General features: G+C 59.1%; 13 protein-coding genes. 8 read left to right on the top strand and 5 right to left on the bottom strand.

Features of this window, described 5'->3' with window-relative positions; translation table 11 throughout:
• The 8 genes from EQM14_RS02715 to EQM14_RS02680 all read left to right on the top strand — a co-directional run bounded on the left by EQM14_RS02715 (position 1) and on the right by EQM14_RS02680 (position 9,232).
• Entirely contained in the window at positions 1 to 1,491 is a 1,491-nt protein-coding gene (locus EQM14_RS02715; RefSeq protein WP_128741505.1) for a UxaA family hydrolase, read from the top strand.
• A gap of 127 nt (positions 1,492 to 1,618) precedes the next feature.
• Positions 1,619 to 2,674, top strand: coding sequence for a TRAP transporter substrate-binding protein (locus EQM14_RS02710; protein ID WP_205703191.1), 1,056 nt, complete (start codon positions 1,619 to 1,621; stop codon positions 2,672 to 2,674).
• Between the two features lie 66 nt (positions 2,675 to 2,740).
• Complete coding sequence (locus EQM14_RS02705; RefSeq protein WP_128741504.1) at positions 2,741 to 3,280, top strand: TRAP transporter small permease; 540 nt, start codon at positions 2,741 to 2,743, stop codon at positions 3,278 to 3,280.
• Between the two features lie 4 nt (positions 3,281 to 3,284).
• Positions 3,285 to 4,571, top strand: a complete 1,287-nt coding sequence (locus EQM14_RS02700) for a TRAP transporter large permease (RefSeq protein WP_128741503.1) — start codon at positions 3,285 to 3,287, stop codon at positions 4,569 to 4,571.
• Between the two features lie 23 nt (positions 4,572 to 4,594).
• A complete protein-coding gene (locus tag EQM14_RS02695) occupies positions 4,595 to 5,782 on the top strand; it encodes an MFS transporter (protein ID WP_128741502.1) in 1,188 nt (395 codons plus the stop codon).
• A gap of 20 nt (positions 5,783 to 5,802) precedes the next feature.
• Positions 5,803 to 7,215, top strand: coding sequence for a glucuronate isomerase (uxaC, locus tag EQM14_RS02690; protein ID WP_128741501.1), 1,413 nt, complete (start codon positions 5,803 to 5,805; stop codon positions 7,213 to 7,215).
• 56 nt (positions 7,216 to 7,271) lie between these two features.
• Positions 7,272 to 8,075 (top strand): alpha/beta hydrolase, encoded by an 804-nt coding sequence (locus EQM14_RS02685; RefSeq protein WP_128741500.1) that lies wholly within the window; start codon positions 7,272 to 7,274, stop codon positions 8,073 to 8,075.
• A gap of 110 nt (positions 8,076 to 8,185) precedes the next feature.
• Positions 8,186 to 9,232 (top strand): zinc-binding alcohol dehydrogenase family protein, encoded by a 1,047-nt coding sequence (locus EQM14_RS02680; protein ID WP_128741499.1) that lies wholly within the window; start codon positions 8,186 to 8,188, stop codon positions 9,230 to 9,232.
• Between the two features lie 194 nt (positions 9,233 to 9,426).
• Here EQM14_RS02680 and citX read toward each other — a convergent pair whose 3' ends face one another.
• The 5 genes from citX to citD all read right to left on the bottom strand — a co-directional run bounded on the left by citX (position 9,427) and on the right by citD (position 14,594).
• Positions 9,427 to 10,815 carry a citrate lyase holo-[acyl-carrier protein] synthase gene (gene citX, locus EQM14_RS02675; protein ID WP_128741498.1) on the bottom strand — a complete coding sequence of 463 codons (1,389 nt, stop codon included), beginning with the start codon at positions 10,813 to 10,815 and terminating at the stop codon, positions 9,427 to 9,429.
• A complete protein-coding gene (gene citC, locus EQM14_RS02670; protein ID WP_128741497.1) occupies positions 10,799 to 11,806 on the bottom strand; it encodes a [citrate (pro-3S)-lyase] ligase in 1,008 nt (335 codons plus the stop codon). Before citC ends, citX begins: the two co-directional genes overlap by 17 nt.
• Before the next feature lie 64 nt (positions 11,807 to 11,870).
• Entirely contained in the window at positions 11,871 to 13,412 is a 1,542-nt protein-coding gene (citF, locus tag EQM14_RS02665; RefSeq protein ID WP_128741496.1) for a citrate lyase subunit alpha, read from the bottom strand.
• On the bottom strand, positions 13,396 to 14,298 hold the full coding sequence (gene citE / locus EQM14_RS02660; protein WP_128741495.1) for a citrate (pro-3S)-lyase subunit beta: 903 nt from the start codon (positions 14,296 to 14,298) through the stop codon (positions 13,396 to 13,398). Before citE ends, citF begins: the two co-directional genes overlap by 17 nt.
• Positions 14,295 to 14,594 carry a citrate lyase acyl carrier protein gene (gene citD, locus EQM14_RS02655; protein WP_128741494.1) on the bottom strand — a complete coding sequence of 100 codons (300 nt, stop codon included), beginning with the start codon at positions 14,592 to 14,594 and terminating at the stop codon, positions 14,295 to 14,297. The genes citE and citD overlap by 4 nt, the downstream gene beginning before the upstream one ends.
• Positions 14,595 to 14,612 lie beyond the last annotated feature (18 nt).

Here is a 14,612-nt window from a genome sequence, read left to right as displayed (position 1 = left end):
ATGAATAGAGCTCTGAAAATACACGAAAGAGACAATGTGGCGGTCGCGCTGGAAGACCTTAAAAAAGGTGAAACGATAACGGTCGGCGGCGCCGAAATCAGGTTGCCCGCCGAAATTGCCAGAGGGCACAAATTCGCACTGACGGATCTGCCGCGCGGCGCGAACGTCGTCAAATACGGGTATCCGATCGGGAAAACGCTGCGGGATGTCCCGCGCGGATCGTGGGTCCATTCCCATAACATGGCAACGGCGCTCGACACCGCCTCCGACGCGTACTGCTACGAAAAGGCTCCTGAGCCCGGCCCGGTCCCGGACCTGGGACTTCGGTTCGAAGGTTACCGGAGGGCGGGCGGAGGCGTCGGCATCCGCAACGAGCTTTGGGTGATCCCGACGGTCGGGTGTGTCAACGGAACGGGAGAACAGATCGTCCGCCTGTTCCGCGAAACGCAGGCGACGGTCCACGCAGGCGACGTCCGCGTTTTCAAGCACAGCTTCGGCTGCTCCCAGCTGGGCGGCGACCTTTCCGCGACGCGGCGCATCCTTGCCGATCTGACGCGCCATCCGAACGCGGGCGGCGTCCTGGTCCTGAGCCTCGGCTGTGAAAACAACACGCTCGCCGGATTTCTGGAAGAACTGGGCGGCTTTGATAAAAACCGCATAAAATTTCTGGCCGCACAGGACGTCGGGGACGAAATCGGGGAAGGCGTCCGGCTGCTGCGCAGCCTGGACGAACGCATGGCGGGGGACCGTCGGGAATCCGTGCCGATCCGCGAGCTCCGCGTTGGCATGAAGTGCGGGGGGTCTGACGGACTTTCCGGCATCACGGCGAATCCGCTGATCGGCGCGTTCTGCGATTTTCTGGTTTCCCAGAAGGGGTCCGTGGTGCTGACGGAGGTGCCGGAGATGTTCGGCGCGGAAAGAATCCTGATGAACCGCGCACGCGACCGGCAAGTCTTTGAAAAAACCGTCGGGCTGATCCGGAATTTTAAAGCGTATTTCACCGGAAACGGACAGCCGGTTTATGAAAATCCCTCTCCGGGGAATAAGGCCGGAGGAATCACGACTTTGGAGGAAAAATCGCTCGGCTGCGTGCAGAAGGGCGGCTCCGCAACAGTGGAAGATGTGCTTCCCTACGGTGAAAGAATCCGGAAAAGCGGCCTGAGCCTGCTCTGCGCTCCCGGAAACGACCTGGTTTCCGCTTCCGCGCTTGCGGCGGCCGGCTGCCAGATGGTCCTGTTTTCAACAGGCAGGGGAACGCCGTTCGGAACGGCGGTTCCCACTCTGAAACTTTCGACCAACACGGAGCTTTTCCGAAAAAAGAGCGGATGGATCGACTTCGACGCCGGCGGACTGGCCTCCGGCCGGGAAAGGCAGGACGCGCTGGAGGAGCTTATCCAGCTGATTCTTTTAACGGCGAACGGGCAGCCGACCCGTAGCGAAGCAAACGGCTTCGGTGAGATCGCCATTTGGAAAAACGGAGTTACCCTGTGACCCGCCCTGCAAAAGGCAGTTGATGTTATAGAAATACAGGAGGGGAGGAATTCTGTTTTCGCATTTTCCGTATTGGCAGAGAAAAATCCCTTTGGTTAAAACGAAATTTTGAATGGAGGAGTTCTGAATGAAAAAAGGTATCTCTGTAATTCTTGCCGGTGCCATGGCCTGCACCGCTTTCCTGGGAGGCTGCTCCGGAAAAACTTCCGGTACTTCTTCCGCAGCCGGCTCCGCGGCCGGTTCTTCCGCGGCGGTGTCCACGGCGGGCGGCGGTCAGACTTATACATTCCGGTATTCTGAAATTCAGGCGCCGACACATCCGGCCTCAAAAGCGGACGCAAAGTTTGCCGAGCTGGTCAAGGAAAAATCAAACGGCAGAATCAACATCCAGGTGTACTACAACGCACAGCTGGGCGATGAGAAATCCGGCGTGGAGCAAGTTCAGTACGGCGGGCTCGACTTTACCCGCGCCAGCCTGAGCGTTCTGTCCGAATTCGACAAGGAACTGAACATTCTTTCGCTTCCTTACCTGTTCTCCAGCAGCGATCAGATGTGGAAGGTCCTCGACGGAGACATCGGCAAGAAATTCCTGAACGGAATCTCCGGCTCCAAGATGGTCGGCCTTTCCTGGTTTGACGCCGGCGCCAGAAACTTCTACACCGTGAAGCCTGTCAAAACGATGGCGGACCTCAAGGGCAAAAAGATCCGTGTGCAGGAATCCGCTCTGATGATGGATATGGTCAAGGCCCTGGGAGCCAGCCCGACCCCGATGGATTACGGCGAAGTCTATTCCGCCCTGCAGAACGGCGTGGTCGACGGCGCTGAGAACAACTGGCCTTCCTATGAATCCACCAAGCACTATGAAGTCGCCAGGTATCTGCTGGAAGACGGCCACAGCCGTCTGCCGGAAATGCAGCTTATTTCGCAGAAGACCTGGGAAAAACTCTCCGACGGAGACAAACAGATCCTTCAGGACTGCGCGTCGGAATGCTCCCAGGTGGAACGCCAGCTGTGGGCCGAATCCGAAAAAGACTCCCAGGCAAAGGTAAAAGCTGCCGGCGCGACCATTACGGAGCTGTCCCCGGACGAGCTGAAAAAATTCCAGGACGCCATGAAGCCTCTCTACGAAAAATACGCGAAGGATTACATGGACACCGTCAATCAGATCCAGGCAACAAAATAAGGACCGGCAATTCCGGCACGGGCCGCCCGGCGGCAGCCCATGCCCGTCACCCATAAGGAGGAATCTATGAGCTCAAAAAAGAATCCGCTGACCGCCCTGATGAACGGAATTTCCTACTGCTGCGATTTTGTTTACCGGATTTTGCTGGAATATTCCAAAGTCGTACTGCTTGTCATCGTCCTTATCGTCAGCGCGCAGGTCGTCTGCAGAAAATTTCTCGGCTTCAGCATCGCCTGGTCGGAAGAGGTCTCCCTGCTGCTGATGGTCTGGATGGCCTTCATTTCCATGGCAATCGGGGTCGAAAAGCATCTCCACATCGGCATTGAGCTGTTTTTTAAACTGTTTCCCAAGCCTTTTCAGAAAATCCTGGCCTTCATCAACAACATCGTCACCTTCCTGTTCGGCATTATGCTGATCGTTTACGGAGTGATGCTGATCCAGAGCACTTCCGACTCCACGCTGCCGGCCACGCAGTGGCCCGCAAGCAGCATGTACCTGATGATTCCGGCTGCCGGTTTCTTTATCTGCTATTATTCGCTGATCGAAGTTTTCCATTTGGACCGGTTCCGCCACAGGGACCTGACCCAGAGCAAGGAGGATCAATAATAGGATGGACACAAATCTTGCGATTGCAATTCTGGCAATCAGCTTTCTAATATTCATCGTCTGCAAAATGCCGATTGCCATTGCCCTTGCAGCTTCCACGACCCTCACGCTGCTCTACATACAGGTTCCCGTTATGACGCTGGTTCAGCAGATGAGCAAATCCGTCGACAGTTTTTCGCTGATGGCGATTCCGTTCTTCATCTTCGCCGGTGAAATCATGGGAGCCGGCGGCATTTCCGACCGGCTGCTGAAATTTGCCAACGTGATTGTCGGCCGGCTGCGCGGCGGTCTGGCCCACGTCAATGTGCTTGCGAGCATGTTCTTCGGCGGCATCTCCGGCTCCGCCGTCGCGGACGTTTCCTCCCTCGGCTGCATCGAAATTCCGATGATGACCGACGCGGGTTACGACAAGGACTTCTCCGTAGCCGTTACTGTAACCAGCGCCTGCCAGGGCGTGCTGATTCCCCCGAGCCACAATATGATCATCTACTCCCTTGCTGCGGGCGGCGTTTCCATCGGCGCTCTGTTCATGGGCGGCATCATTCCGGGCATTCTGCTCGGTGTCTGCCTGATGATCGTCTGCGGAATCATTGCCGTAAAGCGCCGGTACCCGAAGGGGGAAAAAGTATCGCTCCGCACGGCGCTGAAGATCACCGGCGACGCGCTGCTCGCGCTCGGCACCATCGTCATCATTATGGGCGGCGTTGTCTCCGGCATTTTCACGGCGACCGAATCCGCCGCGTTTGCCTGCATCTACGCCTTCCTCATTTCTGTCTTTGTCTACCACGAACTGAAACTCAGGCAGATCCCCCGTCTGCTGATGAACACAGTGCGCACGCTTGCCGTGGTGTTCAGCCTGATCGCTTCCGCCGGCGCGTTCGGCTGGGTGCTCGCCTATCTTCAGGTTCCGGCGCTGGTTTCAAACGCGCTCCTTTCCGTGACCAGCAACCGCGTGATCGTCCTCTTGCTGATCAATCTTATGCTGCTGATCCTCGGCTGCTTTATGGATATGGCGCCGTTGATTCTGATCATGACGCCGATCCTGCTGCCGGTCGTGGAGCAGTTCGGGATGAACCCGGTCCAATTCGGCGTGATGCTGATCCTGAACCTTGCCATTGGCCTGTGCACTCCCCCGGTCGGCGGCGCGCTGTTCGTGGGCTGCAGCATCGGAAAAATTTCAGTCGAAAAGGCAACGCTGGCCATGCTGCCGATGTACGCCGCCATGGTCGTCGCGCTGATGCTGGTCACCTTTATTCCTGCCATCTCCCTCTGGATCCCGGGTCTGCTCTGACCTGAGAGAAAGGGGGAGCCGTGATGACACTGGCACAGCGCTGGAAGATGCAGTCGAATGACCCCTGTCTTCAGGCGGCCGTTTATTTCAGCTTCTTTTCCAGCGGGATGGTCAGCACCCTGCTGGGAGCGGTTCTGCCGTCGATGAAAGCGGATTACGGCATGGATTATCTTCTGTGCGGTTCCGTTCTTTCCGCGCATCAGGCGGGGAACTTCGCCGCGAGCTGCGCCGCAGGGCTTCTGCCCTGCCTGATCGGGCGAAAAAAGTCGACGGTATTTCTCTGTTTCTGGTCCGCAGCCGGGCTGGCCGTGATGACCCTGACCGGCAACCCGGTTTTCCTCCTCCTTGCGTTTCTGGGGACCGGCATCGGGCGGGGAACCCTCGGCAATATCTGCAACGTCGTTGTCTCTGAAAATTCGGCCGACCGGACGGCCTCGCTGAATCTGCTTCACGCCGTCTTTGCCGCGGGGGCTCTTCTTTCTCCTCTTGCGGCCGTTCTGGCCGAAACCCGGCTGCGGATCGGCTGGCGCCCGTCCGTCTGGGCCGTTGCCTGCGCCGTGGCCGTTTCGCTTGTTCTGCTTTGGAAATCCGGCCTTTCCGACGCAGGGCGCGGCCGCAGGGAAAAAGCGGATTACGGCTTTCTCCGCTCCCGCTCTTTCTGGCTGAACACGGCGATTCTGTTTTTTTACCTGTGTTCCGAATCGTCCATCGTCGGATGGCTTGTCACTTATTTTCAGGAAAGCGGCGTTTTCTCAGCCGCGGCGGCGCAAAGCACGGCATCCGTTCTCTGGGTGATGATGATGGCCGGAAGAACGTTCTGCGCCGGCATTTCAGGACGGGTCGGCAAAACGCGGCTGTTGGTCCGGATGGCCGCGGCGCAGCTCGTCCTGTTCGTCCTGATGATCCTCCTCAAAAATCCTGCACTGATCCTGCTCGCGCTGGCCGGAACCGGGCTGAGCATGTCCGGCTTTTACCCGACAGTCTTTTCCACTCTTGACCGTTCCTGCACTTCTTCCACCCTGGCGGTTGGAACCTGCATCTCCACGGCGACTCTCGGCGCGATTCTGATGCCCGCCGTCGTCGGTGCGGTCGCGCAGCGTCACGGGATCGAAAGCGGTTTTTCAGCGATCGGGGCAGCTCTGCTTGCAATGCTTCTGCTAACCGTCATCAAAGATGCCGCGGTCCGCGGGAAGCGGGCCAAAACTTTATAATTCATCATAAGGAGTAAGAAATGAAACCGTTTTTAGACGAAGATTTTTTGCTTTTAACCGATACGGCCAAACGTCTGTATCATGAAGCGGCCGAAGGACTTCCCATCATCGACTACCACTGCCACATCAGCCCGAAGGAAATTTTTGAGAACCGCAGATTCGACAATATCGCGCAGGTCTGGCTGGGCGGAGACCATTATAAATGGCGCCTGATCCGCGCGTGCGGCATCGATGAAAAATACATTACCGGAACCCGGAGCTCGGACCGTGAAAAATTTCAAAAATTTGCCGAAGCGCTCCCGCTCGCGATCGGCAATCCGATGATCCACTGGACCCAGCTCGAACTGAAGCGTTATTTCGGATGCAGCCTCTTTCTCTCCGGCGAAACGGCGGAGGAAATCTGGAACCTGTGCAATCGGAAGCTGAAGGAGGACTCCCTCTCCGTTCGGGGAATCATCCGGACTTCCAATGTTGAAGTGATCGCCACCACCGACGATCCGGCGGACGATCTTTCCTGGCATCAAAAAATCAGCGGGGATGCTTCCTGCGCCTTCAAGGTGGTTCCGTCGTTCCGCCCCGACAAGGCGATCCGCGTGGAGAAGCCGGAATTTGCGGCGTATATCCGCACGCTGTCGCAGGCGCACGGAATTGAAATCCGCACTCTTGCCGATCTTTTTGCCGCGCTTGAAAAAAGCATCGCATTCTTTGACTCCATGGGATGCCGCGCCTCCGATCACGCGCTGGAATACGTCTTCTGCCGGAATGAGGGCGCCGAAAAGGCCGACGCCGTTTTCCAAAAGGCACTGGCCGGCGGAGAACTGACCGTGGAAGAGATCGAAGCGTACAAGACCGCCCTGCTGCTTTTTCTCGGAAAACAGTACGTAAAATACGACTGGGCGATGCAGATCCATTACAACGCCCTGCGGAACAACAGGACCTCCCTGTACGGGCTGCTCGGCCCGGATACGGGCAACGACTGCATGGGCTCCTATGCCTGCGCCGAAGGACTGATCCGGCTGCTGGACGCCATGGATTCTCAGAGCGCCCTGCCGAAAATGATCCTTTACTCGCTGAGCCCGAACGACAACGCCATGATCGACAGCGTGATCGGCAGCTTCCAGGGTCCGGGCGTCCGGGGCAGGCTCCAGCACGGCGGCGCATGGTGGTTCAACGACTCCAAGGGAGGCATGGAAAGCCAGATGACAAGCCTGGCAAATCTTTCCGTCCTCGGCAATTTCGTCGGGATGGTAACGGATTCGCGCAGTTTTCTGTCCTACACGCGCCACGAATATTTTCGCCGGATTCTCTGCAACCTGCTCGGCACCTGGGTGGAGAATGGCGAATACCCGTGTGATTTTTCCTATCTTACAAAAATCATCCGGGGAATCTGCTACGAAAACGCAAAGGAATATTTCCGGTACGACCGGGCGTGAATTTCACGCCATGAGGCCGTTCGCCAAAAAATTCGCTTCCGGAGGAGGGAATACGGTTGCAACAGATTTTGCATAAACCCGACGGCGCTGCGGAACTGACCTGCTTTCCCGCCGAAACCGGCGGGGCTTTGCCGGCGGTCGTCATCTGCCCGGGAGGGGGCTACTCCTGGCTGTCGCCGCGTGAGAGCGGGCCGGTCGCGCGGATGTTTTCCGCAAACGGTTTTCACGCTTTCGTCCTGCGGTACACGGTGGAGAACCCTCCGCTCCGCACACACCCGCTGATGGATCTTTCCTGGGCGGTCTCGGAGCTGCGCGGGCACGCGGCGGAACTTTGCATCCGCCCGGACCGGATTGCCGTATGCGGCTTTTCGGCCGGCGGACATCTTGCGGCAAGTCTGGGGGCCTTCTGGAACGACCGCACGGTTTTCCCGAGTGAAAACGTCAGGCTCTCGCACAGACCCAACGCGGTGGTTCTGGGCTATCCGGTCATCACCTCCGGCCGGTTTTCCCACCGGGAGAGCTTTGACCGCCTGTTTCCCGACCGGAGGGATCAGGATCGGTTTTCCCTGGAGCGCCGGGTCGGTCCCGACATGCCGCCGGTGTTCCTGTGGCATACCGTTTCTGACCGGGACGTTCCGGCCGAAAACTCCGTTCTGTTTGCTCAGGCGCTGCTGGAACAGGGGATTCCCTGTGAACTCCATCTTTACGACCGGGGCGTTCACGGACTTTCGCTGGCGACCCCGGAAGTGGAGGAAACGGCAAAATCGCGCTTCGCGGACCCGCACATCGCGTCGTGGGCACCTCTCTGCGTGGAATGGCTAAAGGGAATCCTTGCCGCCGGGCCGAGCGGAGAAAACTGAGGGCAAAGCTCATGACTTATTCGCCTTGACAGTCCCGGTCTCCGGGTTATATGATATAAAAAAGGGGAAATTTGTGACAGACAAATCTTTCATACATCGGGGGGAAGCTTTTGAAATACTTATTCATTCAAAAACCGTATCAGGTCGAGGTCCGGGAGGGACCGTTACCGGAATTCCATCCCGAAAAAGGGGACGCTCTTCTGAAAATGCTGTACGGCGGAATCTGCGGAAGCGACCTCAGCACTTACCGCGGCAGCATGGCCTATGCTTCGTATCCCCGTGTTCCAGGGCACGAGTTTTCCGCCGAGGTCGTGGAGATCGCCCCGAATTCAGCGGGTCTGAAAAAGGGGAGCATCGTGACTGCGAATCCGTATTTCAACTGCGGCCGCTGCTATTCCTGCCGCCGCGGGCTGGTCAACTGCTGTGAAACGAACGAAACGATGGGCGTGCAGAGGGACGGGGCCTTTTCGGAATATTTCACCATGCCGGCAGAACGCCTTTTTGACGGCGGGGGAATCTCCCCGAAACTGCTGGCGTTGGTCGAACCGTTCTGCATCGGCTATCACGGTATCGCCAGGGCGGGGCTGAAGCCCGGAGAGAGGGTCCTGGTCGTGGGAGCCGGGACGATTGGAGTCCTGGCGGCACTTTCCGCCAAACTGGCGGGCGGCGAGGTTTATCTTGCCGACATCGCTCCGGCGAAGCTGGATTACGCGCAGACCCGGTTTGGGTTCGCGGGGACGGTTCTGAACGACAGCAGCGGACATTTCAGGGAGCAGGTCGCTTCCGTCACCGGCCGGGACGGCTTCGATGTCACGGTGGAAGCCGTGGGAAGCCCATCGACTTTTCAGGACTGTGTGGACGCTTCCGCTTACGGCGGCAGAGTGGTGCAGATCGGTGTGGGAAAACAGCACGCGGATTTTGACTTTACTATCCTTCAGAAAAAGGAACTGAATCTGTTTGGTTCCCGGAACGCGCGGAATGAGGATTTCCTGCGGGTGATCCGGCTGACCCGGGAGGGGAAGGCCGACCCTGGTAAAGTCGTCACCGACATTTATCTCTTTGAACAAGCAGCCCGGGCGTTTTCCGACTTTGATCGGAATTCCGGGACAATGTTGAAGGTCCTGCTGGACTTCAGTGAAGGAACGCCCTCCGGCTGATCCGGCGCAGCCATCAAAACAGCTCAGCTTTCAGTCTCAAGACAAAGTATTTAGAAATGGGCATCATACCAGCGGCACCTAAAGGTGTAAAATGAGTAACGCCAGACGCACATTGGCGTTACTTTTTTACTCTTCTTTTAAGTGTTTGAACGGGTCTTCGTATTCTTTGAAACTCATTTGGTCCGCCTCTGGTCTCATTGGGGTCCGGGGAAGAGAAAGGAAAGAAAAAATGTAACGGCAAGCAGATCAGCGCAGCCTCCCGGGCTGATATTCAGCGAGATGAATTTTTCATTCAGCCCGCGGGCCAAATTCAGCAATTCCTTCGGCTCCGATGTTTCGCTCAGGCATTTCTGGACCTCCGACTGAACCGCCCGGTAGGTCGCGAGGCCGGAACGGGATACCGCATTGGTATCGTCGACCCGGGAAATCAGATGCAGGAGTACGGCGACGCCGGCGTCATTCGGGGAGAGGCCCGCTTTCCGCAGGGACCGCAGCAGAGGAAGCGCAATGCTTTTCACGTGCGGAAATCCTTTCGCCGCCTCTCCCCGCGCGCCTGAAAACCCGCACTCCGAATACGCTTTTTCCCCATGAGTCGGCGGTCCTTTCGGAGCTTTTTCGAGCTCGCCGCGCGCCGGGGCAGCGATTTCCGAACAGGCCTCCAAAACGGCGTCCATGTCCTCCGGCAGGCCGTTCCCATGCAGATATCCCATCGCGGCGCACAGGACGCCCAACGAAAAAATCAGCCCCTTGTGGGTGTTGACCCCGCCCGTCGCCCGGAACATGGCGTCCTCCGCCAGCAGCCCAGAATACCGGCAGGACGCGAGCAGTTTCCGCGGCTCCCCGCGGAAGTCGAGCCCCTCTTGGACAAATCTCCGAAAACACGGCGCAAGGGCCGAAATACTGTCGAAAAAGGTGAAGATATCCATGTCCCGATGCGCGCCGTTCCCCTCCCGGTCCACAAGCCCCGGTTTCGGCGTCACCGCGACCTCGTAAAGCATCGCCCGGACGGCCGACTGCGCGACGCGGCCCGCATACTGCTCCTGAAAGCAGCTTCGCATGATCTCTTGCGTTTTACGTACCACTTCTTCAACCGGATGGGCGGCGCTGCGGGAACAGAGCAGCGCCGGCTTTCCGCAGATCAGGCATGTGCGCTCCGGAAGCCCGATGTCCTCCCGAGAGATTTTCGTCCCGTCCCGGCGCAGCACATCGATGTCGAACAGCCGTCCGAGCGGGCCGCTTTCCTCGATCGCGGCCGCCAGCCGCTTGACCCGCTCCGCGCCGGCGTCCACTGCGTAAAAGCCGGCATAACCTGTCCTGCCGCAGTCCTCCCTGTAAACGGCAACCGGGATTCCGGCCCGCTCCAGTTCCCGTGCAATCAGCCACTTTCCCTCCCGGAACGTGCGCTCCGCCAGCGGAAACGCTTTGCGGCCGCCCGCGATGTTCAGGGTAAAGCTGACCAGCGGCCTGCCGAATTCAGCGAGGAGTCGGCGCTGGCAGTTCGTGCGCAGTTCGCGCGCGTACAAAATTTCTTTCAGGGTTGCCGGACTTTCCTCCGGCATTTCTTCCTCACGTCGAACCGCCATGCCGTCCCTCCAGATATTGATAGGTTGAAGCGGGCACAAGAGCCCGGACAGCCCGCAGGTTTCCCTGGCACAGCAGTTCGCGGACGCGCCCCGCGCTGACCGCCTCCCCCTCCCGTTCCAGCCGCGGAACGATGACCACGCTGACTCCTCCCCGGGGCAGGGCGCGGATCATCGCCCGGTTGTAGCTTTCCGTCACGGGGGAAAAAGGCTCCGAGCCGGCAAAGCGGCAGGAAATATGAAGCGGTCCCGCGAACTGCTGCAGGAAAACGGCGAGGTCGAGCTCTCCGCAGATTTCTTTCACCCGTGTTTTGTCGCGGATAAAATAGTCGGGAAAGGTCGCGCCGGAGATCAGGTAACTCCCCGTCGGATGCACGACGACATTCGGAAGGGACGCCACCGCCTGTTTCGCGAGGCGGAGACGGACGTCCGCGGAAAACTCGGACCGGTCCTCCGACAGGATGAACAGATGCACCAGATCACAGGATCTGGCCGCCGCCTCGGTCAGATAAAGATGCCCGTTGGTAAACGGGTCGGCGTTTGCGACGATACTCCCGATTTTTCCTTCCTTCACGGGACATTCCAGCCCCTCGACGAATTTCCGGACGCCGTCTTTGGCGTTTTCCATCAGAAGGACGTCACGGGTGGCGGCGATCGGATAAAACCCGAGGCCGCCGAAGACGCTCCGGTTCTCCGGTTTCGTATACAGAAACAGATGAAAGATAGATTCCAGCGCCGCGTTTTTCACCAGGTTCGTCACAATCACCGACGACAGGCCCGTTCCCCTGCGCTCTCCGGACACGGCGATGCATTTCAAGACATTTCCCTGCCGGGAGCCGGTCGCCAGGATTTCGCCGTTTTCCACGGCGTCGACCGTGCATTCGATCCCGTCTTCATAGTCCAGGCCGGACCGGTTCAGAAATTCCTTTGTCCGGCACAGCAGCCTTCCGGTAAACGGATTTCCAAATAAAATTTCCAGCGTAAACCCTCCCATTTTAAAAAGGCCGGCGGGAAATCGCTTTCCAGCCGGTCTTTTCTCACTTCTTTGAAAAACGGCGTCAGTCCTTCACCTGCCGGATGAGGTCGATGACGGAGCCGTCCCGATACGTGACGACGCCGACCACCCGATCGGTGTACTCGACCGGCTCCGGCTTTCCGACGATCCGCTCCGCCCGCTCCCGGAGCTCCCCGATCGTGCAGACCGGCAGGCCGGCGGCAGCCAGCCTCCCGGCGAGTTCCTTCCTCCGCGGATTCACGGCGGTCCCCTGGTCCGTGACCACCACGTCGACCGTGCTTCCCGGGGTCACGACCGTGTTGACTTTGGAGACTACGCAGGGGATGCGCCCCCTGGTCAGGGGCACGACCACGATGGAGACGGAGGCGCCGAACGCCGTGTCCGGATGGCCTCCGATCGCGCCGCGGATCACGCCGTTGGAACCGGTCAGGACATTGACGTTGAAACCGCAGTCGACTTCGAGAGCCGACAGGACGACGACGTCGAGCTGGTTGACCGCCGTCCCCATGTTGCCGGGGCTCGCGTAATACGACGCGGAAATCTGCTGGTGAAAGCGGTTGTTCTTCAGCGACTGCGCCGCCTTCAGGTCGAAGCTCTGCACGTCCAGGATCTTCTTGACCAGGCCCTCGTCATAGAGATCGACCACCGAGCCCGTGATTCCTCCCAAGGCAAAACTCGCTTTGATTTTTTGAGCCAGCATTTTCTCCCGCAGGAACCTGGCGACCGCCAGGGAAGCCCCGCCGCTTCCCATCTGGATGGAAAAGCCGTCCTGAAACCGCCCGCTCGCTTCGATCACGCCCGCGGCCGTCTCCGCGATCAGAAGCTCCTTCGGATTTTTGGTGAAACGGGTCGCGCCGGACATGATCCCATCCGGGTCGCCGATTTCCGGGACCTCGACGATGTAGTCCACATCCGACTCCGGTATCCCGAACGGCGTGTTCGGGTAGGGAACGATGTTGTTGGTGATGACGACCGTCTTCTCCGCATACTGGGCGTCGCACTTGGCGTACCCCATGGACCCGCACATGATCCCGTTGTCGTTTTCGCGCGAGTACCCGTTCGCGTTGCCGTACGGATCGCAGGAAGGAGCCCCCAGGAACGCGACGTCGATCGGCAGCTTCCCGGTCTCGACCGCGTAGGCCCGGCCGCCGTGCGACCGGAACACCACCGGGACGTCCATCAGGCCTTTCGACACCGCCTCGCCCAGCTCTCCCCGCAGGCCGGAGGTCTCGATGCGGCGGATCACCCCGCTTTTGACGTGCCGGATCAGCGGCGCGTGGCAGTCGGTCAGGGAAGACGCCGCCAGCACCATGTCGCGGAATCCCATCTCGGCCAGTTTGTCCAGGACCATGTTGACAATATAGTCGCCGTTGCGGAAATGGTGGTGAAAGGAGATCGTCATCCCGTTTTTCAGCCCGGACAGCCGGACGGCCTCTTCCAGGCTGCCGACCACCTTGCTGTGGTTTTTTTCCCTTTCAAGATGCGTATCGGTGTCCCTTTTGACTCCGTCCGGCGCAAAGAGACCGCCCGTCAGGTTCAGCTCATCCGCGTGCGGGATCTGTTCCAAATCAGTCTTCAATGTCATTTCCCTCCCCCTTGAGCAGACCCGAGGCCTGCGCCAGATCCAGCACACGCCGCGCGCGGGCCACAATCGGCTTGTCGATCATCTTCCCGTTCAGCGCGATGACGCCGGAGCCTTTTCTGTGGGCCTCCTCGATCGCATCCATAATCGCGAGGGATTTTTCGATCTCTTTCCCGGACGGGGTGTAGATCTCATGGACCGGCTTGATCTGGCGCGGGTTGATGATGCTCTTGCCGTCGAAGCCGAGCTGCCTGACCAGGGCGACTTCTTTCCGGAATCCCTCTTCGTTGTTCACGTCGGAATAGACCGTGTCGATGGCGTCGATCCCCGCCGCCCGCGCCGCGAGCAGTACCATGCTGCGGCCGAACAGCAGCTCGATCCCCTCCGGCGAGCGGTTCGTCTTCAGGTCGGTCACGTAATCCTCCGCCCCGATGGCGATCCCGATCAGCCGGGGGCTGGCCAGGGCGATCTCCCTCGCGTTCAGGACCCCCTTCGCGCTTTCGACCGCCGCCATCATCCGGGTGGAGCCGGCGGGAATGCCGTTTTCCTTCTCGACGCGTCCGATCTGCTGGTCGCAGAACACCACATCCCGGGCGCACTCGGTCTTCGGCAGCCGGATCGCCGCCTTCCGGGTGCGCACCATGGCCTCCAGATCGTCGATCCCCGTCTGGGTGTCCAGCGCGTTGACCCGCACGATCAGCTCCCTGCCCGGATACTTGATGGTCCGAAGCATCTCGTAGACCAGAAAGCGCGCCGAGTCCTTTTCCGCGACGGACACGGAATCCTCCAGATCAAACATGATGCAGTCCGCGTCGTAAATGCCCGCGTCCCGGATCATGCCGGGATTGTTCCCCGGCACATAAAGCATCGTCCGCCTCAGCTGTTTCATTTCCGCGCACCTTCCCATATGTATTCGCTCTCTCCGCTCGCCCGGTAGGCGGCCGTCTTCACTCTCGCCCGGATCACACAGTCCAGCGCGCCTTTGTCCACCGCTTTCACTTTCGCGTCCTTCACTCCGAGCCCCTTCAAAGTTTCGCGGATCACATCCCGCATCTCCCGGCCGAACTGCTTTTCCACCGGGCTGTTCAGTTCGATCTCGATTCCTCCGCCTCCGTTCGGCGCAAGCGTCACCATCACGTCGCTCGACTCCATTGTTCCGGACACCGCCGTTTGCTTTAATCTCATAGTGAAACCTCCAAATGC

This window comes from Caproiciproducens sp. NJN-50, from assembly GCF_004103755.1.
Lineage (GTDB): Bacteria > Bacillota > Clostridia > Oscillospirales > Acutalibacteraceae > Caproicibacter.
Note: the sequence above shows the minus strand (reverse complement) of the source record. Positions and strands in the feature narration are given on the sequence as shown.

Coding starts and splice junctions, on each gene's coding strand:
- EQM14_RS02715 (WP_128741505.1), top strand. CDS start 1: ATGAATAGAGCTCTGAAAATACACGAAAGAGACAATGTGGCGGTCGCG.
- EQM14_RS02710 (WP_205703191.1), top strand. CDS start 1,619: ATGAAAAAAGGTATCTCTGTAATTCTTGCCGGTGCCATGGCCTGCACC.
- EQM14_RS02705 (WP_128741504.1), top strand. CDS start 2,741: ATGAGCTCAAAAAAGAATCCGCTGACCGCCCTGATGAACGGAATTTCC.
- EQM14_RS02700 (WP_128741503.1), top strand. CDS start 3,285: ATGGACACAAATCTTGCGATTGCAATTCTGGCAATCAGCTTTCTAATA.
- EQM14_RS02695 (WP_128741502.1), top strand. CDS start 4,595: ATGACACTGGCACAGCGCTGGAAGATGCAGTCGAATGACCCCTGTCTT.
- uxaC (WP_128741501.1), top strand. CDS start 5,803: ATGAAACCGTTTTTAGACGAAGATTTTTTGCTTTTAACCGATACGGCC.
- citX (WP_128741498.1), bottom strand. CDS start 10,815: ATGGCGGTTCGACGTGAGGAAGAAATGCCGGAGGAAAGTCCGGCAACC.
- citC (WP_128741497.1), bottom strand. CDS start 11,806: ATGGGAGGGTTTACGCTGGAAATTTTATTTGGAAATCCGTTTACCGGA.
- citF (WP_128741496.1), bottom strand. CDS start 13,412: ATGACATTGAAGACTGATTTGGAACAGATCCCGCACGCGGATGAGCTG.
- citE (WP_128741495.1), bottom strand. CDS start 14,298: ATGAAACAGCTGAGGCGGACGATGCTTTATGTGCCGGGGAACAATCCC.
- citD (WP_128741494.1), bottom strand. CDS start 14,594: ATGAGATTAAAGCAAACGGCGGTGTCCGGAACAATGGAGTCGAGCGAC.